Annotated in this window: 22 protein-coding genes, 1 tRNA gene and 3 pseudogenes; 22 read left to right on the top strand and 4 right to left on the bottom strand. The window is 54.7% G+C overall.

All coding sequences use genetic code 11. The annotated features are described in order from the left end of the window. The first annotated feature begins 77 nt into the window (after positions 1-77). From pheS to HKK57_RS19205, 5 genes are all read left to right on the top strand, one after another. A complete protein-coding gene (gene pheS, locus HKK57_RS19185) occupies positions 78-1,094 on the top strand; it encodes a phenylalanine--tRNA ligase subunit alpha (protein WP_003203624.1) in 1,017 nt (338 codons plus the stop codon). A 26-nt stretch (positions 1,095-1,120) separates the two neighbouring features. Then, a complete protein-coding gene (gene pheT, locus HKK57_RS19190; protein ID WP_169390566.1) occupies positions 1,121-3,499 on the top strand; it encodes a phenylalanine--tRNA ligase subunit beta in 2,379 nt (792 codons plus the stop codon). A 3-nt stretch (positions 3,500-3,502) separates the two neighbouring features. Continuing rightward, complete coding sequence (ihfA, locus tag HKK57_RS19195; RefSeq protein ID WP_002553164.1) at positions 3,503-3,805, top strand: integration host factor subunit alpha; 303 nt, start codon at positions 3,503-3,505, stop codon at positions 3,803-3,805. Beyond that, positions 3,786-4,142 (top strand): MerR family transcriptional regulator, encoded by a 357-nt coding sequence (locus tag HKK57_RS19200; protein ID WP_003174972.1) that lies wholly within the window; start codon positions 3,786-3,788, stop codon positions 4,140-4,142. The genes ihfA and HKK57_RS19200 overlap by 20 nt, the downstream gene beginning before the upstream one ends. 90 nt (positions 4,143-4,232) lie before the next feature. Next, positions 4,233-4,309, top strand: a tRNA-Pro gene (locus tag HKK57_RS19205). A 69-nt stretch (positions 4,310-4,378) separates the two neighbouring features. On the opposite strand, the pseudogene HKK57_RS19210 reads toward HKK57_RS19205, so the two are convergent. Next, positions 4,379-5,083: pseudogene (locus HKK57_RS19210) on the bottom strand (tyrosine-type recombinase/integrase); the annotation flags it as partial. A gap of 127 nt (positions 5,084-5,210) precedes the next feature. Here HKK57_RS19210 and HKK57_RS27050 point away from each other — a divergent pair. Further along, positions 5,211-5,705, top strand: a pseudogene (locus HKK57_RS27050) (tyrosine-type recombinase/integrase); the annotation flags it as partial. Here HKK57_RS27050 and HKK57_RS19220 read toward each other — a convergent pair. Beyond that, positions 5,625-6,689 (bottom strand): phage tail length tape measure family protein, encoded by a 1,065-nt coding sequence (locus tag HKK57_RS19220; RefSeq protein WP_336604590.1) that lies wholly within the window; start codon positions 6,687-6,689, stop codon positions 5,625-5,627. The pseudogene HKK57_RS27050 and the gene HKK57_RS19220 overlap by 81 nt on opposite strands. A gap of 72 nt (positions 6,690-6,761) precedes the next feature. On the opposite strand from HKK57_RS19220, the gene HKK57_RS19225 reads away from it, so the two are divergent. The 13 genes from HKK57_RS19225 to HKK57_RS27055 all read left to right on the top strand — a co-directional run bounded on the left by HKK57_RS19225 (position 6,762) and on the right by HKK57_RS27055 (position 19,575). Next, positions 6,762-7,160 (top strand): phage tail tape measure C-terminal domain-containing protein, encoded by a 399-nt coding sequence (locus HKK57_RS19225; protein WP_237150378.1) that lies wholly within the window; start codon positions 6,762-6,764, stop codon positions 7,158-7,160. Beyond that, positions 7,148-8,671 (top strand): host specificity factor TipJ family phage tail protein, encoded by a 1,524-nt coding sequence (locus HKK57_RS19230; RefSeq protein WP_272902767.1) that lies wholly within the window; start codon positions 7,148-7,150, stop codon positions 8,669-8,671. Before HKK57_RS19225 ends, HKK57_RS19230 begins: the two co-directional genes overlap by 13 nt. A 161-nt stretch (positions 8,672-8,832) precedes the next feature. Next, positions 8,833-10,617 carry a hypothetical protein gene (locus HKK57_RS19235; protein WP_169390568.1) on the top strand — a complete coding sequence of 595 codons (1,785 nt, stop codon included), beginning with the start codon at positions 8,833-8,835 and terminating at the stop codon, positions 10,615-10,617. Between the two features lie 112 nt (positions 10,618-10,729). After that, positions 10,730-11,239 carry a glycoside hydrolase family 24 protein gene (locus HKK57_RS19240; protein ID WP_169390569.1) on the top strand — a complete coding sequence of 170 codons (510 nt, stop codon included), beginning with the start codon at positions 10,730-10,732 and terminating at the stop codon, positions 11,237-11,239. Further along, a complete protein-coding gene (locus HKK57_RS19245) occupies positions 11,236-11,748 on the top strand; it encodes a DUF2514 family protein (protein WP_169390570.1) in 513 nt (170 codons plus the stop codon). Before HKK57_RS19240 ends, HKK57_RS19245 begins: the two co-directional genes overlap by 4 nt. A 336-nt stretch (positions 11,749-12,084) precedes the next feature. Beyond that, on the top strand, positions 12,085-13,110 hold the full coding sequence (locus tag HKK57_RS19250) for a glycosyltransferase (protein WP_169390571.1): 1,026 nt from the start codon (positions 12,085-12,087) through the stop codon (positions 13,108-13,110). Beyond that, a complete protein-coding gene (locus tag HKK57_RS19255) occupies positions 13,110-14,252 on the top strand; it encodes an NAD(P)/FAD-dependent oxidoreductase (protein ID WP_169390572.1) in 1,143 nt (380 codons plus the stop codon). The genes HKK57_RS19250 and HKK57_RS19255 overlap by 1 nt, the downstream gene beginning before the upstream one ends. Continuing rightward, positions 14,227-16,242: a hypothetical protein gene (locus tag HKK57_RS19260; RefSeq protein WP_169390573.1), complete on the top strand. Its 2,016-nt coding sequence runs from the start codon at positions 14,227-14,229 to the stop codon at positions 16,240-16,242. Before HKK57_RS19255 ends, HKK57_RS19260 begins: the two co-directional genes overlap by 26 nt. Positions 16,243-16,265: 23 nt before the next feature. Continuing rightward, complete coding sequence (locus tag HKK57_RS19265; RefSeq protein WP_169390574.1) at positions 16,266-17,060, top strand: NAD-dependent epimerase/dehydratase family protein; 795 nt, start codon at positions 16,266-16,268, stop codon at positions 17,058-17,060. Continuing rightward, positions 17,057-17,893: a sugar phosphate isomerase/epimerase family protein gene (locus tag HKK57_RS19270; protein ID WP_169390575.1), complete on the top strand. Its 837-nt coding sequence runs from the start codon at positions 17,057-17,059 to the stop codon at positions 17,891-17,893. The genes HKK57_RS19265 and HKK57_RS19270 overlap by 4 nt, the downstream gene beginning before the upstream one ends. A gap of 2 nt (positions 17,894-17,895) precedes the next feature. After that, on the top strand, positions 17,896-18,252 hold the full coding sequence (locus tag HKK57_RS19275) for an SMR family transporter (RefSeq protein WP_169391212.1): 357 nt from the start codon (positions 17,896-17,898) through the stop codon (positions 18,250-18,252). Further along, positions 18,252-19,073, top strand: coding sequence for a glycosyltransferase family 2 protein (locus HKK57_RS19280; RefSeq protein WP_442962257.1), 822 nt, complete (start codon positions 18,252-18,254; stop codon positions 19,071-19,073). The genes HKK57_RS19275 and HKK57_RS19280 overlap by 1 nt, the downstream gene beginning before the upstream one ends. A gap of 322 nt (positions 19,074-19,395) precedes the next feature. Next, the gene (locus HKK57_RS27055; RefSeq protein ID WP_237150375.1) at positions 19,396-19,575 is read left to right on the top strand and encodes a hypothetical protein; all 180 of its coding nucleotides are present in this window, start codon (positions 19,396-19,398) and stop codon (positions 19,573-19,575) included. Between the two features lie 290 nt (positions 19,576-19,865). Here HKK57_RS27055 and HKK57_RS19290 read toward each other — a convergent pair. Beyond that, positions 19,866-20,341: pseudogene (locus HKK57_RS19290) on the bottom strand (tyrosine-type recombinase/integrase); the annotation flags it as partial. A 279-nt stretch (positions 20,342-20,620) separates the two neighbouring features. Here HKK57_RS19290 and HKK57_RS19295 point away from each other — a divergent pair. Further along, positions 20,621-20,947 carry a DUF2388 domain-containing protein gene (locus tag HKK57_RS19295; RefSeq protein WP_029294305.1) on the top strand — a complete coding sequence of 109 codons (327 nt, stop codon included), beginning with the start codon at positions 20,621-20,623 and terminating at the stop codon, positions 20,945-20,947. Positions 20,948-21,215: 268 nt separating this feature from the next. Here the strand turns inward: HKK57_RS19295 and HKK57_RS19300 are convergent, their stop codons facing one another. Next, positions 21,216-22,289 carry a major royal jelly family protein gene (locus tag HKK57_RS19300; RefSeq protein WP_237150374.1) on the bottom strand — a complete coding sequence of 358 codons (1,074 nt, stop codon included), beginning with the start codon at positions 22,287-22,289 and terminating at the stop codon, positions 21,216-21,218. Between the two features lie 302 nt (positions 22,290-22,591). Between HKK57_RS19300 and HKK57_RS19305 the strand changes: the two genes are divergently transcribed. Together HKK57_RS19305 and HKK57_RS19310 are read left to right on the top strand one after the other, a co-directional pair. Next, on the top strand, positions 22,592-23,290 hold the full coding sequence (locus tag HKK57_RS19305) for a response regulator transcription factor (RefSeq protein WP_070995065.1): 699 nt from the start codon (positions 22,592-22,594) through the stop codon (positions 23,288-23,290). Then, positions 23,290-24,633 carry a HAMP domain-containing sensor histidine kinase gene (locus HKK57_RS19310; protein WP_169390578.1) on the top strand — a complete coding sequence of 448 codons (1,344 nt, stop codon included), beginning with the start codon at positions 23,290-23,292 and terminating at the stop codon, positions 24,631-24,633. Before HKK57_RS19305 ends, HKK57_RS19310 begins: the two co-directional genes overlap by 1 nt. The last annotated feature ends 42 nt before the right edge of the window (positions 24,634-24,675 follow it).

The raw sequence follows: 24,675 nt of genomic DNA on the forward strand, positions 1-24,675 counted from the left end.
TAGTTCAAGGTGGTAAACGTCATAAATAGGGGAAGAGCCTTCAAGCTCTTCCCCTATTTTGTATCTGGAGTCTGTACATGGAAAACCTGGACGCGCTGGTTGCTCAAGCTCTTGAAGCTGTGCAAAGCGCTGAAGATATCAATGCCCTGGAGCAAATCCGGGTTCACTACCTTGGCAAAAAGGGTGAATTGACTCAGGTGATGAAGACCCTGGGCAATCTGCCGGCAGAAGAGCGCCCGCAAGTCGGCGCGCTGATCAACGTTGCCAAGGAGCGTGTTACAGAGGTTCTCAATGCGCGCAAGGCGTTGTTCGAGGAGGCCGATCTTGCGGCCAAGCTCGCCGCCGAGTCCATTGACGTGACCCTGCCTGGCCGCGGCCAGACCTCTGGCGGTCTGCATCCGGTTACCCGGACTCTGGAACGTATCGAGCAGTTTTTTACCCACATCGGCTACGGCATTGCCGAAGGCCCTGAGGTCGAAGACGACTATCACAACTTCGAGGCGCTCAACATCCCAGGCCATCACCCGGCCCGGTCGATGCACGACACCTTCTATTTCAATGCGAACATGTTGTTGCGCACCCATACCTCGCCGGTACAGGTCCGCACCATGGAATCGCAGCAGCCGCCGATCCGCATCGTCTGCCCAGGCCGTGTGTACCGTAGCGACTCCGATATCACCCACTCGCCGATGTTCCACCAGGTCGAAGGCCTGCTGGTTGATCGCGATATCAATTTCGCCGACCTCAAAGGCACCATCGAAGAATTCCTGCGGGTGTTCTTCGAAAAAGAGCTGGCGGTACGTTTCCGCCCGTCGTACTTCCCGTTCACCGAGCCTTCCGCTGAAGTCGACATGGAGTGCGTGATGTGCAGCGGTAAAGGCTGCCGCGTCTGCAAGCAGACCGGCTGGCTGGAAGTCATGGGCTGCGGCATGGTTCACCCCAACGTGCTGCGCATGTCCGGGATCGACCCGGAAGAATTCTCGGGCTTTGCCTTCGGTATGGGCGTCGAGCGTCTGGCCATGCTGCGTTACGGCGTGAACGACTTGCGCCTGTTCTTCGACAACGACTTGCGGTTTCTCGCGCAATTTCGCTAGTCGTAACGAACCTTTAGGAGAGCAGGATGAAATTCAGTGAACAATGGCTGCGTGGCTGGGTAAGCCCGCAGGTAAATCGCGATGAGCTGGTTGCTCGTCTGTCGATGGCCGGTCTTGAGGTCGATAGCGTTACACCGGCCGCCGGTGTTTTCAGTGGTGTGGTAGTGGGCGAGGTGCTGAGCACCGAGCAGCACCCGGACGCCGACAAGCTGCGTGTGTGCCAGGTCAGCAATGGCGCGCAAACCTTCCAGGTCGTGTGCGGAGCGTCAAATGTGCGCCCGGGCCTGAAGATTCCGTTCGCGATGATCGGTGCCGAACTGCCCGGTGACTTCAAGATCAAGAAAGCCAAGCTGCGTGGTGTCGAGTCCAACGGCATGCTGTGCTCCCAGGCGGAGTTGCAGGTTGGCGAAGGCAATGATGGCTTGATGGAACTGCCGACCGATGCGCCAGTAGGCCAGGACATTCGTGTCTACCTGGACCTGGAAGACGCCAGCATCGAAGTCGACCTGACCCCGAACCGTGGCGACTGCCTGTCCCTGGCAGGCCTGGCCCGTGAAGTGGGCGCGTTGTACAACGCGCCGGTCACCCGTCCAGTGGTTGCTGCTGTGCCTGCGGTGCACGATGAAGTGCGCTCGATCGAAGTGCTGGCGCCAACCGCGTGCCCGCGCTACCTGGGGCGTGTGATCCGCAATGTCGACCTGTCCAAGCCGACCCCCCTGTGGATGGTCGAGCGCCTGCGTCGCGCCGATGTACGCAGCATCGATGCCGCCGTCGACATCACCAACTACGTGATGCTGGAGTTGGGTCAGCCGCTACACGCCTTCGACCTTGCCGAAATCAACGGTGGGATTCGTGTGCGTATGGCCGAGGAAGGCGAAAAGCTGGTCTTGCTCGATGGTCAGGAAGTCACCCTGCGCAGCGATACCCTGGTGATCGCTGATCACTCACGCGCCCTGGCCATTGCCGGTGTGATGGGTGGTGAGCACAGTGGCGTATCCGCGACGACCCGTGATGTGTTCCTGGAAAGCGCTTTCTTTGACCAGATCGCCGTGGCAGGCAAGGCTCGTTCCTACGGCCTGCACACCGATGCCTCGCACCGCTACGAGCGTGGCGTGGACTGGCAACTGGCCCGTGAAGCCATGGAGCGCGCCACTGGCCTGCTGCTGGAAATCACTGGTGGTGAAGCCGGACCGGTCACTGAGACCGTCAGCGAGCAGCACTTGCCGTCGATTGCACCGGTGACGCTGCGCGCCCAGCGCGTTGAGCAAATGCTCGGCCTGGTGATTGAAGACGCGGAAATCGTCCGCCTGCTGACCGGCCTTGGCCTGGGCATCAGCGCTGATGGGGCAGGGCAGTGGCGTGTAGCAGTGCCAAGCCATCGCTTCGATATCAGCCTTGAAGTCGACCTGATCGAAGAGCTGGCCCGTCTATACGGCTACAACCGCCTGCCGGTTCGTTATCCGCAAGCGCGGCTGGCCCCGCAACCCAAGGCTGAAGCTCGTGCGCATCTGCCAGAGCTACGCCGTCTGCTGGTCGCCCGTGGTTATCAGGAAGCCGTGACCTACAGCTTCATCGATCCCAAGCAATTCGAACTGTTCAACCCGGGTGTCGAGCCATTGTTGCTGGCCAACCCGATCTCCAACGACATGGCGGCCATGCGCTCGTCCCTGTGGCCGGGCCTGGTGAAAGCACTTTCCCACAACCTGAACCGCCAGCAGGACCGCGTACGTATGTTTGAAAGCGGCCTGCGCTTTGTCGGCCAATTGGATGGCCTGAAGCAAGAGCCAATGCTGGCCGGTGTAGTCTGCGGCAGCCGACTGCCGGAAGGTTGGGCGCAGGGTCGCGACCCAGTGGACTTCTTTGACGTCAAGGCCGACGTGGAAGCGGTGCTGGGCTTCGCTGGTGCGCTGGATGCCTTCGCGTTTGTTCCCGGCAGCCACCCAGCGTTGCATCCGGGCCAGACTGCGCGTATCGAGCGCGAAGGCCGCCTGGTTGGTTTCGTTGGTGCTATCCACCCTGAGCTGTCGAAAACCCTCGGTCTCGACCGTCCGGTCTTCGTCTTCGAGTTGGTATTGGCTGAAGTCGCTGCAGGCAAGATGCCTAAATTCAGCGAGCTGTCGCGTTTCCCGGAAGTACGTCGTGACCTGGCCCTGGTGGCAGATCGTGATGTAGCGGCCAGCGCTGTGCTGGAAGTAATCCGAGAAAATGCAGGCGAATGGCTGACGGACCTCAGGCTATTTGACGTCTATCAGGGTAAAGGCATTGATCCGCATAGAAAAAGCCTTGCAGTTGGCTTGACCTGGCAGCATCCATCGCGCACTCTTAATGACGATGAGGTGAATACCACGACGCAAAATATCCTCACCTCGCTCGAACAAAGGTTGAACGCCACGTTAAGGAAGTGACGTATGGGGGCTTTGACGAAAGCTGAGATGGCGGAACGTCTGTACGAAGAGTTGGGTCTGAACAAGCGCGAGGCCAAGGAATTGGTCGAGCTGTTTTTTGAAGAAATCAGGCACGCTCTGGAAGACAACGAACAGGTCAAATTGTCCGGTTTCGGCAATTTTGACCTGCGGGACAAACGCCAGCGGCCTGGCCGCAATCCAAAAACGGGAGAAGAAATCCCGATCACGGCTCGCCGTGTGGTCACCTTTCGTCCAGGGCAGAAGTTGAAGGCCCGAGTTGAGGCTTATGCTGGAACCAAGTCATAACGACGAGCTACCCGTCATCCCAGGCAAACGCTACTTCACCATCGGTGAAGTCAGCGAGCTATGTGCGGTAAAACCGCACGTACTGCGCTATTGGGAGCAGGAGTTTCCTCAACTCAACCCCGTCAAACGCACAGGGAACCGTCGGTATTATCAGCGCCAGGATGTGCTGATGATCCGACAGATCCGTGCGTTGCTGTACGATCAGGGGTTCACCATCAGCGGCGCACGCCAGCGTATGTCCGGTGATGAAGCCAAAGACGACACCACCCAATACAAGCAACTGATCCGCCAGATGATCTCCGAACTCGAAGATGTGCTGGTTGTTTTGAAGAAGTGAAACAAGCCTTTAAAATACTTCCACATTTCAAATGCTTGCGGTATATTCCTGATCGCTTCGTTACGAAGCGAACCCAGTTTCACGCCTAGTCGGGGCGTAGCGCAGTCCGGTAGCGCACTAGCATGGGGTGCTAGGGGTCGAGTGTTCGAATCACTCCGTCCCGACCATATTTTTCAATGACTTAGCCCAACTTTAGCGAGTTGGGCTTTTTCATGCGTAGGGACTTTTGCGGGGGTTCATCCCGTTTTCCTCCTCAAGATTGTCAGTGCCGGTCCGCGCGAATCAGTCGCTGACACTTTGTTTGCCTCCGTGATCAACTGCTCAAGCTCTGCGGTAGAATAGTGGCTGGTAACGCTTCCATTCTTGTGCCCCAAGAGCGCCTTCCGATCTTCAAGTGTCACCCCTGCTGCACGTAGCCTTCTCCCAAAGGTGTGCTTGAGGTCGTGAACCCGGATTGACCTGAACCCAGGGTGTGCCGGCGACTTATGCTCCAGCTCCCATTTCGCCGCGGCTCTCACCCTGGCCTTCTTCCATGCTGTGTCATTCATCCGATGCATCGGGGTAGGACCACGCTCGTCCGGCTGCCCATAGGGGAAGACGTACTTTGAGTTAAGGCCGCGCTGCCCATCAATGACCGACATCGCCACCTTGTTCAGCACCACTAGTCTCTCGTCGCCGTTCTTCACGCCTGACTTTTCATTTCTCCCGCCAAAATCAGCAGGGATCAGGAATACGCTCGCTCCCAATTCCGGAACCCTAATCTCCCAATCCCACTGAAGCTTGCAGACTTCCTGTTCCCTGCACCCGGTGTTCACCTTGTAGAGTGACATCCTCAACAGGTGATCCGGAATCTCCGAGAACAGCATCGACTGCTCCGCCCAGGACATCGGGTAGGGCTTCCTGCTCGACTTCGACTCCTCCAGCATTGAGATCATCGGCACAGGGCGTTGCCTTCGACAGGCATGAGCTTGACCAGTGGGCAGACGCCTATATCGAGCGGATGGCAATTGAAAAACAGACCAATCAGGACAACAATCCGCCCCGCAGTGGGCGCCTGGGAGAAAAACAATGGCGCGAAAAACAATGTCGGGCCTCTACGAGAGGAACGGGATTTGGCACATCGACAAAGTCGTCAGAGGTTGCCGACTTCAAGAAAGCACTGGAGCAAGCGAGAGGGAAGAAGCCGAGCAGTACCTGATTCATAGACTGGAAAAGCTCAGGCAGGAAAAGGTTTACGGAGTGCGGCAGGTGAGAACCTGGCGTGAGGCGGCCACCAGGTTCCTGGTTGAGTTCAAGGATCAGGCATCAATCGGTCTGTCCGCCTCGCACATTGAGCAGTTGGACCCGTACATTGGGGATCTACCAATCACCCACATAGATGACGGAACCCTGGCCGCATTCAAGCGAGACCGGCAGAAGTCGACGACAAGCGAAACAGGGAAGGTAAAGCCAGGAGTATCGAACCGGACTGTCAACATCGCGTTACAGCGTATTGTTCGGATCTTGAACCTGTGCCACAGGAAGTGGCGAGACGCAGAGAAGCGGCCGTGGCTGGATAGCGTTCTGGATATTTAGGCCAAGGCCAAACGCTGCGCGCCCGCCTTGCTTAATGCCCTTGCCAGCCTCAGCGATCTTGTTCTCGACATCGGCCAACTGCTGCTCAAGCGATTTATCGCGCCCGACATCAAGCATCGCGTCCCAGGCGCCCTTGGCGAACGAGGCGACCGACTTCCACGCCCCCTCAAGCGACCCAAGGTTCCGCTCGATCTCACCCGAACGCGTGCTGATTTCCTCGGCGTAAATGCCAGCGGCCAGCTTTGCAGCGCCCATTGTGTCGCCCTGCTCTTGCAGGGAAACGATGTTCGCGTATTGCGAGGCCGTGAGGATGTTCAGCTCAGCATCGAGCTTCTTGATTGCCTCGACCGGGCTCTTTGCGATGTCGTTGAACGACTGCACCACCTCGGTAACGTCGCGCCCTGTCTGCTTCGACCATGCCAGGGATGCCTGGGTGATCTCGGCGTACATGGAGGTCAGCGGGTTACCGGCGGCGGCCAGCTTGGTAAGCACTTCAGCGGCGGCACCTACAGTGGTGCCGGTGCTGGCTACTTGGTTCGCCAGGTCGGAAAGTTGGTTCGCGCTGGTGCCGGCGGCGTTTCCGTTCTCGATGAGGATCCGGCCGAAGCGCTCCGACTCCTCGGAGCCTTGGTAATAGGCAACCGTGAGCGCTGCCGCAGCGGCGGCTGCCAAGGTGAATGGGTTAACCAGTCCGGCGACATATCCGCCCAAGGCTCGAGCAGCGGGCGCAATGCCGCCAAACATATCCTTTAGCTGTCCGCCCTGCTGAAGGGCAACCATGGTGATTGGCTGTCCAGCGGCAATAGACGTGAAGATGTCCGTGAACTGAGCAGGAACACCACGCAAAGCCGCAGCATTTTGCTTGGCTGTATTGCCTGTGCGAGTTAGGGAGTCGTCAAGGCGCTGGCTCAGGCCTCGACGAACTACGCCGCGGCTATCAAGGGCGCCCAAGGTCTTACCCAGGCCGAGCAATACCGGGCGCAGCTTGAGAAGCAGCTCAGCACCCAGCGCACGCAGTACAGCCTGGAAGCTGCAGGCGTCGGCATGGGCGACCAGCAGTCACAGCGCCTTCAGCAACGCGTGCAGCTTGAGCAGCAAACGAACGACCGAATCCTTGAGCTTCGAACCGAACTGGCGAACGCCACGACTGAGAAACAGCGCCAGGACCTGCAGGCCCAGATCGACCTGACCAACGAGTACCTTCCTCTCCAGATTGAGGCGGTGCAAGCGGGTTGGGCGCAGATGGACCAGGCGATGCTCAACCCTATCAACGGGTGGACGGCGGCCATGCAGAACTTTGGCACGCAGGCCATGAACATTGCAGGGCAGACTCAATCAATCTTCTCTGGGGCGTTCAGCAGCATCTCGACAAACATCACAAGTGCGCTGATGAGCGGATCACTCTCGACTTCATCGAGAGCAATTCAGCCATTCTTAGGCTAGATAATTCTAACCTCGAGGGAGATTGGGCAGGCCCCTTTGCTCTCTGCCCACCCGGAGAGAAGGCATCTAAGATCTCGATCACCGTTATGTTTCCAAGCGGTCTTGCTGGAGTAAACAAGAAGGGCGCATTGTACCCTTACGGGGTGACTTACGAGTTTCAATATCGGGATATGTCTACCGGCGGCGCATGGACTTCATTCGCGGAACATGTGGTTTACGCGACCCTTGACCAGATTGGGATTACACGCGACATAACCCTTCCAAGTACATACCGGCCAGAGGGGAGGATGCGTCGAATAGGCGCGAAGTCAACGGACACCAGCGTACAAGACAATATCCAGTGGTACGACGCGCGTACGCTACTGCCAAGCCCTTTGAGCTATCCGGACTGGACCACGGTTGCGATATCGGCGGCCGGAGGAGGGAAAATATCAAGCCAAAGCGAGAACAAGGTTTCTGTCGTGGCCACGCGGAAATTGCCGATTTTGGTTGGAGGCGCCTGGACATCAGATAACAGGGTGACGAGGGATATCGCCCCGGCCTTCAATTACATAGCCAAGGCTCCCGGCTATCAGGATGCTGACATTGATACTGACGAGCTGGTGGCCTTCGACTCAATCTGCAAGTCCAGGGGCGACACCTTCAACCTTTCCGTCGAGTCGTTCATGACAGTGAAGGAGGCGCTCAATACGGCGCTTGCCCCTGGATTTGCAGAGTTTGCTATCAGCAGGGGAAGGCTTCGACCTGTTCGAGACCAGAAGCGCGAGGGGTTTGATGCGGAGTACTTCCCAGCCGGGACGCAGGGTTATTCAGCGCAGAACATGAAAGGCCCGCTGAAGATCAGCTTTAAGTCTCCAGACCCGGGGGCTGAACATGATGGTGTCGACGTCAAATACAAGGATCGGGTAACTCGCCAGACCGAAACGGTGAAGTGCCGCCTCCCAGGGCAGCTAGGGCTAAAAGTCGAAACCGTTGAAGCGCTGGGCACCAGTGAGCGGGACAGGGCGTATCGCCTTGGAATGCGCAGGGCAAGTGAGACGCGCTACCGGCGGTGGGCCTACTCCTTTGAGACGGAGCTAGACGGCAACAACAGCGACTACATGGGGCTTGCCGGCGTATCGGATGACACGCCAGGCAGGGGGCAGAGCGCGCTACTGCTGGGCATTCAAGCAAGTCCGGGAGGTTACATCCTTGAAAGCTCAGAACCATTCATATGGGACCCGGTATCCGATCATTCCGTTGGCATCCGCCGACTAGATGGAACGCTCAGTGGGCCATGGAAGGCAACCCGAATCAACGAGTACTACCTGAGCATTCCGACGATTGATTTCGTTCCAGACACCAGCTGGGACAGGGAGCCCCCGCACCTGTTGTTTGGGCCGGTCAGCCGAGAGTGTCACCGCGTACTGATCAGCAAAGCCACGCCCAAGGGCAGCGAGAGCGTATCCGTCCAGGGCTTCAACTATGACGACAGGGTCTATCTGTACGACGACGCGACAGCACCCGATTAAATAATCACACCCCACACAAACCCGCCATCGAGCGGTTTTTTTTGTGCCCGGAGAAAAGAATGCCATACGACACGATGAACCCTGTCCCGTCTACCGACCCGTGCGACCTATACGATAACGCCGGGATCGCGGACAAATACGTGAATGGCCAGGAGCCTTTCGTGCCTGACCGCCTCGGCCTCCAGCGCCGGACCTGGAAAGGTATGGAGGTCGACTTCAACAATGCCCAGGAAGGGCGTCAGGCTTCTTTCGATCAATTTCTAGCGGCTTCGGCATTCATCTGGATTGGTGATTACGGTCCAGGCCTCACCTTCACCAGTCGCAGTCAGTACACGGTCCGTGATGGAATGGCGTACCGACTCTCTGCAGAGACGACAATCCCCTATACATCTACCGGTAACTGGGCGCTTGAGCAGGACAATTTTAGTCTAGTCAACACCGAGGCTGTCTTGCGGCAGGATCTTGGCAACGGCACGCCTTACTTGGTTGATTCGTCAGTAGTTGGGCTAAAGCGCTTTCCTACTTCGCAAAGTACGAATGTTGAGCGCGTTCTCCAGCGCAATATTCAAGCCAACGTTCTTGACTACATGACAGAGGCAGAGGTTGCAGATGTGCTGTCTGGATCCCCGACCATGGACCATACGACAGCGTTTCAGATGGCCCTAACAAATAACGTCACGGTTGTCGCTCCGCCTCTAGCATTCAATGTTGGGAATGTGAATATGGATCGTTTTGGCCATGCCCTGATTGGCTTGGATGGGAGTGGTGGGCAAGCTTATGGAGGGGGAGCGGTTATTAACGGAATAAATTCAACCGGACCAATTATCTCTGTTTCAAAGCCGACCTCTTTTTTTTCTGGGCTGGTATTTAAAGGCCTTTCATCATCTTCTGAAAAAGGAGAAGACACAGACCAAACCGGAATCAGCTTCGTCGGCTCATCCCAAAAAGATATTGATGCGAAAGTCCAAAACTGTGGCTTTCTGTACTTGCGAGCAGCGACCCAGGCCAATGGCACGAATATCGAGTACGACTCAACTATTTTTTCTAACTGTAAGCACGCACTAAAGATTGTAAACACTGGGGGGTGGGAGAATAGGGGGTTTATTTTCTCACCAACTTGCCGCTTCCATTCCATGGGTAAAACTGGAACTGATTCTGCTGTGATAGACATGCCGCCATCTTACAACGTTCGCGACGTCTCTGTTGCCGGGGTATGTGATGACTCTGTAACGATGTTTTCCGGTTTTGCATCAGGGCTTGATATTGATGTGCAGATGGTACGCGCAAGGGGTACCGGGCTTAACATCAACGCTGCCGGCCATGGTAATCCTGCGCAAGTAAGGGTGGTAAGCATAAAACATTTCTCGTATTACGCGACTGACGCCATTAACACCACTATGGATAACAGTGGGATCATCGCTTCCGGCCTGATGCGCCTTACATATGGGTACGTGGACATTAACGGGTGCGGTGGACACGGCATTCAGCAGGGAGTTGTCGGAGCTATTCTTGGAAACGTGCATGTGTCTGATGCTGGTCAGTTTGCCGACAACACCTACGATGGGGTTCTGGTTACTGGAAGTGGTTCTTTTCTAAAGGTCGTATCGACATCGCAGGGCGCGCAGGGTTACACGCCGGCAAACAAGGCGCGCTGGGGTATTAATATTCAAGCCTCTGTGTATGTTGGCGCTTTGTCGCCCGGACTTAATACCGCTTCTGGCCCTCTTAATGTTTTAGCTACTTCGACCATATACGGTGATTTGCCATATGCAACAGGGCCTGCCCCGAGAGTATCCTGGGGGAACGCTATTCCAGTTACCGGCACCTACATTCAGGGATCAATTATTTGGAATAAAACACCTATCAGTGGCGCCGCGATAGGCTGGACCTGCGTGGTATCGGGATCCCCAGGAACATGGAAGTCATTTGGATTAGTGTCTGCCTAATTAAAGGTCAGGATGTCCCTCATTTACCTACCTTGTAATTTGGCACGTGTGACACACCACCTTACGGAACGCCGGCCATCAAGCCGGCGTTTTCACTTATGGAGATTTACCAATGCCGCGAATTTCAGAGATCCAAGCGGGTAGTAAAAATGCATGCGCCTTTCTCGATGCTCTAGCCTGGTCGGAGCTTGGCAGTGATTACCTTACAAAATCTGACGACGGCTACAACGTTATCGTGACCGGTGTCGACTGCAGGCTTGAACTGTTCAGCAGTTATGTCAGGCACCCCTTCGAGGATGGCCGGAAGTCAAAGGTTATCAACAGCCGCGGCCTTACGTCGAATGCGTCGGGCCGGTATCAGCAGATGCTGAAGGACTGGCCGCACTATCGGGCCCTGTTGAATCTTCCAGACTTTGGCCCGATCAGCCAGGACCGCCTGGCGCTGCAACACGTCAAGGAGTGCAGGGCGCTGCCTGATGTGCATGCTGGACGCTTCGAAGTTGCGATTGTTAAGTGCCGCAACATATGGGCGAGCCTGCCAGGGGCTGGGTATGGTCAGCGCGAACATAGCCTCGAGGATTTGGCGGCGCGATACAAGTCTGCAGGTGGTGCCATTGCATGAAGCCGATCTGGTTGCGAATCCTACCTTTTATAGCAGCGGTGGCTATCGTCCTGATAGGCCTGTTCATGGCATACGGCCACGGCCAGTCGGTCACCGATGCCAAGTGGCAGGCAAAGTGGAGCGATCGAGACGCCAATGACGCCGCAGCGACGGCCCTCAACGAATCAATCGAGCGAGCCAAAGAGCAGTCCCGTCAACAGACAATCAACAAGGTGATCCAGGATGGCCAGAAAGTCATTGACCAAGCATATGCTGATGCTGCCGCTTCTCGCGATGATCGCAGCTTGCGGGACGCAGCCGACGCAACTGCCGGTCGATTCGCAGCCAGTCAGGTCGGCGGTCATTCCTGCACTGCCGCCGCAAGCCAGGCAGCTACCCGAGCCGTCATGGTGTTTGCCGACGTGCTCAAGCGCGCTGACCAAAGAGCGGCAGAACTGGCTTCAACTGCTGATCAAAGCCGAGCAAGGGGAGTGACGTGCGAGCGAGCTTATGATGGGCTTGGCGATTAGCTGGGGAAGAGAGCAGGAGCGAAAATTCCGTAACCGGTCTTGCTCTTTTACAATGTAGAGGAATGTAGTACTTTGCAAGCCGATGAAAGCGCACTGGCGCTCTGATAGCGCCATAATTGGCTTTTTTGGATCCGCTTTTCTGGTACCTAGCCAGGCCTCATGGATGAGTTTTTGTGATTGTTTTTACGTAGCTCTTCCTCTAGCTGTCGGTCTAGAGTTCATTTTTCTGCGAGCCAATCAACCTTTAACGTCGGTTCCTTTCTTGTGAAGCAAGCGCTGATTTGTTCTGCTTGCGCGCGATTAAGTTTCCAGGCCGTCCCATTTGAGAGGGTATAAATGGCCTTTTTCCCATGTTTTTTGTCTGTCGTATTTGTAGTGCGCAATCAGGCTGAAGGTATTGAAAAAATCCTGCTCGATGCGGAGGCCGTGATTGCTTCCATCGTAAGCGACTATGAGCTGATTGTGGTGGATAACGCCTCAGAAGACGAGAGCATTGCGGCGCTAAAACGCCTAACCGGAGAGGCTGGCCTGGCCAACTTGCAGGTTTATGCACTGACAAAAGAGGTGGATGCAGATACGGCCTCCTGGGTCGGGCTGGAGAACGCTCTAGGTGACTTCGTTGCTGTTATAGATCCGCTTGCAGATGACATTCGCTTTGTACCTGAGATGCTCGATCAGGCGGTAAGTGGTGCTGACGTCGTGTTTGCTACGAACGCCCAAAAACCAGCCCAGAGCCTGGCCTATCGAGGGGCAAATGCCGTTTTCCACAGCCTGTATAATCGGTTCAATGGCGTCCACCTAGCCAAGGAAGCGCCTCAATACCGACTTCTGAGCAAGCGAGTGATTAATTTTATTCTCCAGCACCCTCAGCCGGCGATGACCTACCGCCATCTTCCCGCTACAGGTGGATTTGCCAGGGCTTACCTGAATTACAGCGCTGCGCCGCAGGCCTCAAGGCCCAAGCGATTAGGCGAGAGTATTGATAGAGGCATGCGATTGCTGGTCTCGACCACACGAGCACCGATGCGGCTAGTGACCTCGCTCTCCCTATTTGGCGCGATGGCAAACCTGGTGTACTGCGTTTATGTGCTGGCGGTCGGGCTGTTAAAAACCGATGTCGCGCCTGGATGGATCAGCGTTTCACTGCAGCAATCTGGCATGTTCTTTCTGATCTCGCTTGTTTTATTGGTCTTGGGTGAATACATACTGAATATGGCTAGCCTGTCTAATGAGGGCCCGCTTTATCATGTCGGTCAAGAGTTCACCAGCGCCCGGATGACCCGACTTGAAAAGCTAAATATCGAGGAGGTCGCGTCAGATAAAGTAAAGGCGAGATCATCTTCCATTGAGCCAGCATCCTGATGCATGGCTTTGGTCCGGATCAGCCTAGCCAAGATGCCGTAATTATTGGCGGCGGATTTTACGGCGCGGCTATTGCCGTGTATCTGGCTAAACAGCGCGGACTTAAACGAATACTGTTGATTGAGCGTGAGCCGGCTCTGATGCTGCGCGCCTCCTACAATAACCAAGCGCGAGTTCACAACGGATATCACTATCCGCGCAGCTTCACGACCGCATATCGCAGTCAGGTGAACCTGCCTAAGTTTGCAAGAGACTGGCCGCAGGCAGTGAAGCAAGACTTCACCAAAATCTATGCTATTGCCCGAAGAAACTCAAAGGTCACAGCCAAGCAGTTCGAACGGTTTTGTCGGGAAATTGGCGCTGCCATAAAGCCTGCGAGTCCGGCCTTGCGAGCTTTGTTTGAGCCGCGCTTGATCGAAGATGTTTTCTTGGTGGAGGAATATGCGTTCGATACAACACAGCTTGCAAGCTGGGCAGTACGCGAGCTTAAGGAAAGCGGGGTGCAGGTCCGCTACGAAACCCGGGTCACATCGATTTCAAAAGGTGTGCAGGGGCCCTTGCAGGTCTTAGCTGAGAATATGCAGGGGCAACAGGAGCTCATTTCAACTCGCTATGTGTTCAACTGCACCTATAGTGGACTAAACCAGTTCAAGGGTGAGTTCCCTGGTGTGAGTACCGGACTAAAGCAAGAAATTACCGAAATGGCATTGATGCAGATGCCCGCACCACTTGCAGGATTGGGAATTACCGTGATGGACGGCCCATTCTTTTCAATGATGCCATTTCCAGCGCGCGGACTGCACACGCTGTCCCACGTTCGTTATACGCCACATATGCACTGGAATGACAAGCACGGTATTGACCCATACGAAAAGCTCAGTAATTACCATCAGGAGAGCCGGGTTGATAGGATGGTTCGTGATGTTGGTCGGTATATTCCAGCAGTTTTTGACGCCAAACATATTGATTCGTTATTCGAGGTAAAAACCGTACTGGTTAAGAACGAAAGCGATGATGGCAGGCCGATATTATTCGAGCGTCACCCCGAGTTGTCAGGATGTTTTTCGGTTTTGGGCGGGAAAATTGATAATATTTATGATGTGCTGGAGGCTTTAGATGGTATTTATTTCGGGGAAAGGTAAGCTATTAGCTTTATTTATTTTTTCTATGTTTATGCTTACAGCAAGCTTCCAGTATAATTTTTTCGGGGCGGCTGGAGAGCGCTTCTTTCTGAGTCATCAGTTGGATTCTGAGGCCCTAGTTGTAGGCGCTATTAATAAAACACAAAAATATGGTTTTCTTTCTGAAGGTGGGTATCTCGGGACTTTTCCAACGAATAGTTATGAAAACTATTTAAGGGGGAGCGAGCCAGTCGGGGAGTTTCGCCCGTACACCTCTAGCGCTGGCGTTCAAGGTATATTCTACATTGGGGCTGACAAGGCTCTAAGGGCTATAGGCGTCGAAAGCGGAGCATCGCGTCTTAATGCTTTGCGGCTTTTTAACTCAATGTCTGTTGCCGCAGTAATTTCGGTATTTGCCATTATAGTGTGTCTAGAATTTGGTTTGTTTTCGTCGGTATTTACGGTAGTTGTGTTGTCTGTGTCTCAATGGCTTGTTGTTTTTGGAGACAACTTGTATTGGGTTTTTTATTTGGTTTTGTTGCCTTTTGTTGTTTCAGGAGTTCTTCTTAAGATAGAAGAGCAAGGCCGTGATATAGGTCGAGCATTATTTATATGTATTTTTTTTAGTGTTTATGCAAAGTCGTTGGCTGGATTTGAGTACATATCAACAGTCCTTGTTTCCTCTGTTATACCGTTAGTTTATTTCTCTATAAAAAACCAATGCGGTATTTCATACTTTGTCCGGAGGCTAATAAGTATATCTGTAGCCGGTGTAGGAGCTTTTTTTGCTGCGCTTATAACATATATAATCAAGCTTGGTGCCGAGCAAGGATCAATCTCAAGCGGCCTTGAAATCCTTAAGCTAATTGTGTTGAAAAGAACAAACGGCGACCCATTGAGCGTGCCGGAATCCTATAGAGCTTCACTTGAAAGCGGGTACTTTGAAGTAATTTCAAAATACTTTAATGCTGTTGCGTTTGATTTTGGTAGTATGTTTGGTGTTGGGCTTAATGTTACGTTTGGCAGTGTTATTGTTTTGTTGCTTGTTATTTCCCTTCTTCAAGTCTGCATTAAAAATAAAAGACTTATAAGTAAGAGTGCGGATCAAAGAAAAAGTCTTGCGTTACTGGCTAGTCTTTGGGTTTCGATATTGGCCCCTATATCCTGGCACATTTTGGCTAAGGGGCATTCATATGTTCATACGCATATGAATAGCGTTCTTTGGTATCTGCCTTTTTTGATTTTGGCATTTGCATATGTCGGCTCTCTGATATCCGAACTGTTTACTTGGTCAATAAGAGATTTTAGGAGGGCAGTCCTCTCATCGATTATTGTTTTTGTGGGGTTTTTATCTGCTTGGTATTATTTTGACTCAAGAGCAAAAGAAGCAGCTATTTCCTATGTTAAAGAAACCTATTTTCTGCCAATGGATAATGATGGGTTGCGGATTGGGTTTAATGGGAAAAACGCAGTGTTCGTTTCTAAAGATTGCGAGGTGTCTAGGAGTGCTCGTTATTTTTTCCATATAGTTCCATCACGATCTTCGGATCTTTTGCCAAACGGAAAGCGATTAGGGTTCGATAATTCTGACTTTAACTGGACTGATAAAGAGACGTATCGTGGCTCAGAGTTTTGTCTGGCGGTTGTGGGCATGCCAACCTATAAGGTCGCAAGAATTCGTGTTGGACAGTTTAATTCTGGGCGGAGAATCTGGGAGAGGAACCTAGACGTTTCAGATGTTAGCCTGGTTCGAGAAGTTCAACCGTACAGCATTACAGATAATAACTGGGTTAATGGTGTGAATAGGCGCGTTGGTGCGTTTTTTGTTCAGAATACATTGGTAAATATGGCATCGCTCAATGTAGGAGGGCGACTATTGTTTGCTGATGGTTCGACGAGAGTTGTAGATAGAGTTGAATATTCGCAGAAGTATATTAATGTTTATTTGTCTGGTGGGATGCTAGATCCTGTTGTCGCCGGAAGCCCAAACAAAATTCTTATTATTAAATAGTTATATAATTTGACGGGTGATGTATGAGTTTGGCGCTTATTGGATTTACTGGATTTGTTGGTAGTACGCTGCTTAAGCAGAATGAGTTTTCGGCGTGCTTTCGCTCTACAAATATTGGTGAGATTGATAATCTTACTTTCGATACCGTTGTATGTGCCGGTGCCCCTGCTCAAAAGTGGATAGCTAACCAAGATCCGGAAGCGGATCTGAAGAAAATACAAGATTTGATTGAGCATCTTAAGACGGTAAAATGTAGAAACTTCGTCCTCATTAGCACTGTTGACGTATTCAAGGACGCGCAGTCAGTCGATGAAGACACTGCTGTAGACGAATCTGGACTTCATGCATATGGGCTGCATCGGCGTCTTCTGGAGCGCTTTGTAGAGGCCAACTTTGCGGATCACTTGATTATTCGATTGCCTGGGCTAGTAGGTCCTGGTCTGCGCAAGAACGTCATATTCGATTTCCTAAACATGAATAACCTTGACGCCATTGATAGTCGCGGGGTCTTCCAGTTTTATCCAATGGTAAATCTTTGGTTCGACATAAAACTCGCGCTGGCCGCCGGCTTAAAACTTGTTCACTTTACGGCCGAGCCTATTAAAGTTTCAGAGATTTCAGAGCTTGGATTTGGCAGGAATTTCAATAATATACTGGCAGGCTCTGCTGCTGCTTACGATATGCAGACCAAGCACGCCCAGGTTTTTGGCTCGAATGGCCGCTATCAATATAGCTGTCGGGATACTGTCCTGGCCGTCAGATCCTACGCGCAATCTGAACCGCTCACGATCAAAGCTGATGCTGGAGCCAGTACATGAGATTAGCTATTTCCAACATTTCCTGGGACACCTCAGAAGACGAGGAGATCGCAAATCTTCTGCAGCGTTTTTCTGTGGATGCCATTGATATCGCGCCAGGCAAATATTTCCCGGACCCTTCTAAGGCTACCGATGAAGAAATTGCTCTTGTAAAAGGTTGGTGGTCGGTACGTGGCATTGAAATCACCGGGATGCAGGCCCTACTGTTTGGCACCTCGGGTTTAAATGTTTTTGGAACCGCCGAAAGTCAGTCAGCCCTAATAGCGCATTTAGCTGCGGTATGCCGCATCGGTGCTGGGCTGGGTGCGACACGCGTGGTCTTTGGCTCCCCCAAAAATCGTGATCGCAGCGGATTGGATGACCAAGAGGCTTTAGGCGTGGCGATTCCTTTTTTCAGGAAGTTGGGGGATATCGCTCAGGCGTCTGGTGTAACCATCTGCCTCGAACCAAACCCAAGCTGCTACGGTTCTAATTTCATGACTACCAGTGCTGAAACTGCAATCGTGGTGAAGCACATTGCTCATCCATCTATCCGAATGCAGCTAGATACCGGTGCGCTCACGATTAATGGCGAAGATCCTATGGTGGTGCTGAATGAATATGCCGACTTGATCGGGCATGTCCATGCCAGCGAGCCAGATTTGTTGCCGCTGGGTGATGGCGGTACAGGCCACGGGTATATGGCGTTAGCGCTGGCAAAGTACCTTCCGTCTCATGTCGTAACTATAGAGATGGCCGCGACCAAGGAGGAGGCGCATGCAGCGTCAATTGAACGAGCCCTTCTTGTAGCGACAAAGCATTACCTCCTGGCTGATGTCGGAGCGGGCGCATGAGCATGAAGTGGCTGATCCTAATTCTTGGAATTTTGTCCAATGCATCCGCCAGTGTATTGGTGAAGATGGCCATGATGCCGCCGCGTAAATTCCCCTCTCTTAACGACCCTATGGCTGCTTTAATTAACTGGCCGTTCTGGTTGGGGCTGGCACTTTATGGTGCTGCATTTCTACTTTATGCCGCGGCTTTGGCGCGTCTACCTCTGAACGTGGCGCACCCAGTTCTGACCGCCGGAGCGGTGGCAACAGTCGCCTTGTTTTCGGTGGTTTTTTTTCGCGAACCCTTCCACTGGACAACAGGGGTAGGGATCTTACTGGTAGTCGTCGGCGTAGGGTTAATCACTGCCCGCGTCGCTTGATGGTAAACATGATGACATCTTTTAGTATTTCTCCTGAAGCGCGCAAGACATGGCAAGTGCCATCTTTTGACAATAAGCTCTGGCTCGGCCGTCAGCACCCTTGGTGCGTGGTAATCCCTGTAATCAATGAGGGTGAGAGAATTAAGAGCCTGCTAGCCCGCATGGCGGCGCTCAATATCGCAGATTTCGCGGACATTATTATTGTCGATGGCGGGACCACGGACGGCTCGCTTGAGTCGCATGCGCTGCAGAATGTTGGGGTTCGCGGGCTTCTGGTCAAGACCGGCCCAGGCAAGCTCAGCGCTCAGCTTCGATGCGCATACGCCTTTGTACTCGACCAAGGATACGAAGGCGTCGTCACAATCGATGGTAACGATAAGGATGATCCTGAAGCCATACCACGCTTTATTGAGGCACTGAAACAGGGCGTAGATTTTGTACAGGCCTCACGATTCGTTGATGGTGGCATTGCTGAGAACACACCAATTTCACGAGATCTCGCCATTCGGCTCATCCATGCTCCGATGTTGAGCCTTTCTTCTGGCTTTAAATGGACGGACACCACCCAAGGATTCCGTGCATACAGTCGCAAGCTTTTGCTGGACCCGAGAGTGGCTCCGTTTCGTGATGTTTTTTCAACCTATGAGTTGTTGGCTTATCTATCTTATAGGGCACCTAAGCTCGGCTATCGATGCATTGAACTGGCTACCGTCAGGCGATATCCAAAAGGTGAAGTACCAACAAAAATCAGTAGCGTTAAGGGGAATCTTTCTGTCCTGATGGTCCTATTTCGAGCTTGCTTAGGCACCTACAATCCGTAGGTATCGGCGACCTCGAGGATAGCAAGTCAGAACGCGCGCCTGTCTTGGAGTCATTTATATGGATTCTATTCGGTCGGTAAGACTCCGGGATTTGCGCGTGTACTTCCAATTGGTGGAATTGGCAGCTAGCCGCCCATCAGCGCGACGTTGAAATACTGAAAAAACCTTTTACGATGCTGTATCCATAACCAGTATCGAGAGAGCCATGCACTTCCTTGTCAGCCCTATGAGAGAACGCGGATTAGCGCGGCCATGGCCAGAGATACGGGGATCCGTGCCAGTCCGTGGCGACCTCAGGGTCAACAGCGAGATGTGCGAGGCCATGAACCGCACAAGCACCGTTGCCCGGGTTCACGTCGGAATGCCGCTTGAGGCCGATCCTCTGCCTGAGCTTCTGGATGCATTCATGTCAGGGATGGCCACCAATGCGTTCACGATGAGCGGAGTTGAGCTAGTTGATGGTGTGCTGTATGCGCAGTCGTGGTGGTGCCGGGAGATTTGATTTTGTTCGGTCGGCAGGATGCCGGGGCGCAGGGACTTTCTGCCAGAAAGCCTGTAGGGAGTTTTGCGGGGATTCGTGAATCGTCGTTCGGCATCGTTAGGCGTCGATTGCAGTGGGCGCTAACGTAAGATGCTGCTATTAAAGGCTTTTCAGGACTCCCGCCAGCATGGGGTGCTAGGGGTCGAGTGTTCGAATCACTCCGTCCCGACCATATTTTTCAATGACTTAGGCCAATGTTCACAGCATTGGCCTTTTTCATGCGCGTGACTTTTGCGTGACTTGTCGTTTTCTCACGCCTGCTTCCTCTTCAAAATTGTCAGGACCGGTCCGCGAGAATCGGTTGCTGATACCATATTCGCAGCTTCGATCAGATGCCCAAGCTCAGCGCCTGAGTAGTGACTGGTGATGCTGCCGTTCTTGTGCCCCAGAAGGGTCTTGCGATCTTCCTAGGTTACACCTGCTGCGCGTAGCCGCCGGCCGAACGTGTGTTTAAGGTCATGGATCCTGATGGATGCATACCCAGGGTGAGCGGGGCGAAGGCTTTCCTTCTGCCAGAGTTTCGCCGCTCTCACCCGAGCCTTCTTCCAGGCCGAGTCGTTCATTCGGTGCATCGCGGTGCCGTTGTATGGGAAACCCCATTCCTTGCTGATACCGCGCTGCTTTTCGATGATCGACCTGGCCACGCTGTTCAGCACTACGAGCCGCTCGTCACCGTTCTTCACGCCTGACCGCTCATGCCGCCCCCAAAGTCGGCCGGTATTAGAATTTCAGCAATTCTCTGGCTGGGGCTACTCAGCTCCTGCACGATGACAGAACCAAAATTTACGCCATTCGATCTCGTTATCTTTGATGAGGCATCTCAAATACCTGTCCGGGATACCATCGGCGCAATGGCCCGAGGGAAGCTAGTGGTGATGATAAGCGACCCCAAACAGCGCCCTCCAACTTCGTTCTTTATGGCCGGCGCGCATAACAGGAGCGGAGCAGCACACCCCCCCAACTCTGTTATCGTGGCGCGCATCTGAAGGCAAGGAAGCGATCAACAGTGGATTTCTGTAAACCTCTAGCAATCACCCTCATGGTGTCGATTGGCAATCTGGCTGTGGCCGCCGAGAACAATAATCCGTTCCAGGGGGCGCTCATGATCACTTCGGTAGCCCCCTTCGTAATCACCTCGGCAGCCACCGCAGGCACGTCCTATATTCCAGAGCTTTTCAAATCATCCAAAAGTGACGCGCTGGCGTTCATTGGTTCCGATGGCCAGATCCGTGGTGCGCAGTTCGAGCAGGCGTGCAGGTATTACCGCTCGACCTACAAGCCTGCGCTGATGACTGACGCACAACTGGCCCTGGCGATCGCCGCTGCAGGCTGATGGGTTACTCACCCCGCGATGATGCAGCACTTCCCCGGTCATGAAGCTCGCGCCGTGGCTGCACAGGAATGCGATCACCGAGGCGATTTCGCTGGGCAGGCTCCCGTGCTGACGGGCCGCGCCGCCTCACGGCCTGCCGAATTCCAGACAAAGAAAAGCCCGCGATGGGGAGTGCGGGCTTAAAGGTTTTCACTAGGAGCTGGGACTACCCTATGCGCCCGACTGTGAAAGGGATGTGAAAGCGCTAAGCAATTCGCATGGACGCTGATCAGCGATGGGTCGACAAGTGATAAACCCTCATCGGCCACTGCACCAGGGATTGGCCGTTGTTGAATAACCCTACCCGGTCCATTTGGGGTGTGGGCAGCCACAGTGTGCCGTCCTTATCCAGGAAGGGCGCATCAACCCAATGCAAGCGCTTGTCCTGGATCAGGGTTTCGATCTGCCCATCAGTGCGGCGTACGCGAATGGCGTCGTGCGCCAGGTCGGAAAAGTACAGGTTGCCCTGTGCATCCATGACCGACCCGCCGGTTGCCGGGATATCGGCAAAGAATTCCACCCGTGCGGCCAGTTGTTGCGGGCTCAGGGCCTGGTTGGCAAGGTCTTGGATACGCACCTTGAACCACGGGCCTTGCAGCGGGCCGTAATACAGCCAGACGCCATCGATGCTGACTTCCAGCGGGTCGGCGTTGACGCGTAGGGGGGCGCCGTTGGGGGCCTTGACCACTTGGTTGCTGAGGATCAGGTCCCGGTCAGGTCGGGCGACGACTGAGGCGTGCTGGTTCAGTACGCGGCGGGCAGCGCCGGTTTGCAGATCCACGACAATAATCCCGGCGTTTCCCGCATCGGTAAGGAAGGCCATGCCCGCGCTGAAACGGACGTCATCCACGTAGCTGCCAGCCATGGCGATATCCGGCCCGAAGAAGTAGGTTCGAACCACTTGGTTGGTAGGCAGGTCGATACACACCAGCTTCGCACCTTGGCTGACGGGGTTGCCGCCGAACTCGGGCGCGCCGGTGTCCACTACCCACAGTTTGTCGCCTTCCAGGCGCAGGGCATTGATATTCACGAAGACGTTGCCAGCCTCCTGCCCGGGCGCCCAGCTGTTCCAGGCCGCACTCGGGTAGGCGCTGTGCTGGCCGTTCTGGTCAATTGCAGTCAGTTGCGGCCCCTGGGTCCCGGTCCAGCGGGGCCCCGAGAGAAATGTTCGACCGTTGTAGTGCGCCACGGCATTCCAGATCTGCCCGGAACTTTGCACGGCGACGTCCAGTTCAGGCTGTTTGACGGTGGTGCAACCGGCCAGCAGTGCCAGCATGGCAGCGCCCAACAACAAGCGGGTCATGAGCGTGTGCCCCCTGCGCGGGCGCAGGTATCCCATAACTCAGTGAGACGTTGATGGAGGGTTTGCATGAACTGGCTGACGGTGGTTTTGGACATGATGCTTCTCCTGTATCCGGTGAGGTGATCTAACGAGGAGATAGCTTGATTGCTGGTGTTTAACTGAAAAAGCCCAGGTTCGATGCATTCAGTTTCTTCAAAATATTGATAATCGGCGCTCGAACAGCACAACACGCACCATTCGTTGCGCAATGTTTCTCCGGGTGAGAAACTGGCCTAATTGTGAACAGTTATCATCCACTGCCTATGACATCTTCTTCCGCGCGCATCCTGGTCATCGAGGATGACGTCGAGCTGTGCACCCATCTTTGTACCCACCTGAGCCGCCGTGGATTTGCCATGAGCAGTGCGCATTGCGGTGATCAGGGCTTGAGCATGGCCCTGGACCCGGCAGTCGAACTGATCCTGCTGGATATCATGCTGCCCAACGAAAACGGTCTGAAGGTGCTGGCGCGCTTGCGCAGCGAGCGGGGCACGCCGGTGATTCTGATGTCGGCCCTGGGCGCCGAGCAGGATCGCATTACCGGATTCAGCCAGGGCGCGGACGACTATCTGCCCAAGCCTTTCAGCCTCGCCGAGCTGGATGTGCGGATCGACGCCCTACTGCGGCGGGTGGCCCTTGATCGCGGCACTCGGGCCTTCAGGCCAGCATTGCTGGATCTGGATATAGACGCCCGGGATGTAATGTTCAACGGCTGCCCAGCCGGGCTGACGGGTTCGGAATTCCGCTTGCTGTGCACGCTGCATGAGCATGCCGGCGAACCCCTGTCCAAAGCGTTCCTGTACCAGCATGTATTGCACCGCGCCTATACGCGGCTCGATCGTGGCCTGGATGTGCATGTGTGCAATGTGCGGCGCAAGCTGGCGGCGATCAACCTGCAGGGCGTGCGCATCGAGGCGGTGCGTCACCAGGGCTATGTGCTGCTGTGCGAAGGCTTGGGCTGATGCAGCGCCGGCATCCACTGCTATGGAAAATGGCACTGTTGCAAGTGTGTTTCTGCTTGCTGCTGGTCTGGTTGGTCTGGGGCTGGGGCTTGCAGGTGGAGCGCAGCACATACTTTCTTGAAGAGCCTGACCGCGCGGCCCTGACCGCCTATGCCGCCCAGGCCGAAGAGGTGGTGGCCACCGGCGACGCCAAGGCCGTGGAACGGTGGCGCCAGGCCCTGCAACAGCGTGAGCACACTTGGGTGGGCGTGCTCGACCCGTTTCTGCAAAGCCTCGGCACACAAGCGCTGACGGCGGCCGAGGTCAGCCACCTGACCTTTATGCGCAAGCCCAGTTGGCCCATGAGCAAGCGCCTGGAGGATGAACTGCCCTATGTCAGCATCGCCTTCCCGCAACACCCGGAGCGCGGCCGCTTGGTGATGCAACTGCCCGAGCGCCTGCTGCCACCGGGGCTCACGCCATGGACGCACCTGTTTACCCACGGTGTGGTACCGGTCGTGTTGGCCTTGGGCCTGGGCTTGCTGCTGTATCGCCACTTGGTGGTGCCGTTGAACGAGTTGCGCGAGCGCGCGAACGCCCTGAGTGCCGGTGACCTGGCGCCACTGGCCAGCAGTTCCGTGACCCGGCGCGGTGATGAACTGGGTGAGTTGGCGCGCGCCTACGAGCATATGGCCGAGCGCCTGCGCCAGAGCCTGCAGCAGCAGCGCCAGCTATTGCGCACCTTGTCCCATGAAATCCGCACGCCCTTGGCCCGCTTGAAAATCGCCAGCGAAAGCGGCCTGGCGCGCCAACAGTTGGAGCAACGGCTGACGCGGGAAGTCGAGGAGATGCGGCGCCTGGTGGATGACTCCCTCAACCTGGCCTGGCTGGATACCGAAAAGCCGCGCCTGGGGGCCGAGGATGTGCGGGTGGCCTCGGTGTGGGAAGCGCTGGTGCAGGACGCGCATTTCGAGACCGACTGGCCATTGCAGGCGCTGGTGTGCGAGGTGGACGGTGCGTGCGAAGTCAGGGTCCACCTCAACAGCTTCGCCCAGGCCCTGGAAAACATCCTGCGCAATGCAATCCGCCATTCACCCCCAGGCGGTGTGATCCGCTTGAGCGGCGTGCGTGAAGGCGATACGTGGCTGCTGACCGTCGAAGACCACGGCCCCGGTGTTGCCGAAGCCGACCTGGAGCGGATTTTTGAACCCTACCTGCGCCTGGACGGTGCGCCCGGTACCGGCTTTGGCCTGGGCTTGAGCATTGCCCGGCGGGCTATCGAACTGCAGGGCGGCCAGTTGTGGGCCAGCCATGGCACGCAAGGTTTGCGCATGCACCTGCGGGTGGCGGCGGCAAATGTTTAGAAAGTTAATGTTCTTTACTCGCAATTGCATCTGATTATCATC

The organism is Pseudomonas sp. ADAK21 (assembly GCF_012935735.1).
GTDB classification, from domain to species: Bacteria; Pseudomonadota; Gammaproteobacteria; order Pseudomonadales; family Pseudomonadaceae; genus Aquipseudomonas; species Aquipseudomonas proteolytica.

Coding starts and splice junctions, on each gene's coding strand:
- HKK57_RS19240 (WP_169390569.1), top strand. CDS start 10,730: ATGCCGCGAATTTCAGAGATCCAAGCGGGTAGTAAAAATGCATGCGCC.
- HKK57_RS19310 (WP_169390578.1), top strand. CDS start 23,290: ATGCAGCGCCGGCATCCACTGCTATGGAAAATGGCACTGTTGCAAGTG.
- ihfA (WP_002553164.1), top strand. CDS start 3,503: ATGGGGGCTTTGACGAAAGCTGAGATGGCGGAACGTCTGTACGAAGAG.
- HKK57_RS19280 (WP_442962257.1), top strand. CDS start 18,252: ATGGTAAACATGATGACATCTTTTAGTATTTCTCCTGAAGCGCGCAAG.
- HKK57_RS19245 (WP_169390570.1), top strand. CDS start 11,236: ATGAAGCCGATCTGGTTGCGAATCCTACCTTTTATAGCAGCGGTGGCT.
- HKK57_RS19260 (WP_169390573.1), top strand. CDS start 14,227: ATGGTATTTATTTCGGGGAAAGGTAAGCTATTAGCTTTATTTATTTTT.
- HKK57_RS19255 (WP_169390572.1), top strand. CDS start 13,110: ATGCATGGCTTTGGTCCGGATCAGCCTAGCCAAGATGCCGTAATTATT.
- HKK57_RS19305 (WP_070995065.1), top strand. CDS start 22,592: ATGACATCTTCTTCCGCGCGCATCCTGGTCATCGAGGATGACGTCGAG.
- HKK57_RS19225 (WP_237150378.1), top strand. CDS start 6,762: ATGGGCGACCAGCAGTCACAGCGCCTTCAGCAACGCGTGCAGCTTGAG.
- HKK57_RS27055 (WP_237150375.1), top strand. CDS start 19,396: ATGAACCGCACAAGCACCGTTGCCCGGGTTCACGTCGGAATGCCGCTT.
- HKK57_RS19200 (WP_003174972.1), top strand. CDS start 3,786: ATGCTGGAACCAAGTCATAACGACGAGCTACCCGTCATCCCAGGCAAA.
- pheS (WP_003203624.1), top strand. CDS start 78: ATGGAAAACCTGGACGCGCTGGTTGCTCAAGCTCTTGAAGCTGTGCAA.
- HKK57_RS19265 (WP_169390574.1), top strand. CDS start 16,266: ATGAGTTTGGCGCTTATTGGATTTACTGGATTTGTTGGTAGTACGCTG.
- pheT (WP_169390566.1), top strand. CDS start 1,121: ATGAAATTCAGTGAACAATGGCTGCGTGGCTGGGTAAGCCCGCAGGTA.
- HKK57_RS19275 (WP_169391212.1), top strand. CDS start 17,896: ATGAAGTGGCTGATCCTAATTCTTGGAATTTTGTCCAATGCATCCGCC.
- HKK57_RS19300 (WP_237150374.1), bottom strand. CDS start 22,289: ATGACCCGCTTGTTGTTGGGCGCTGCCATGCTGGCACTGCTGGCCGGT.
- HKK57_RS19270 (WP_169390575.1), top strand. CDS start 17,057: ATGAGATTAGCTATTTCCAACATTTCCTGGGACACCTCAGAAGACGAG.
- HKK57_RS19250 (WP_169390571.1), top strand. CDS start 12,085: ATGGCCTTTTTCCCATGTTTTTTGTCTGTCGTATTTGTAGTGCGCAAT.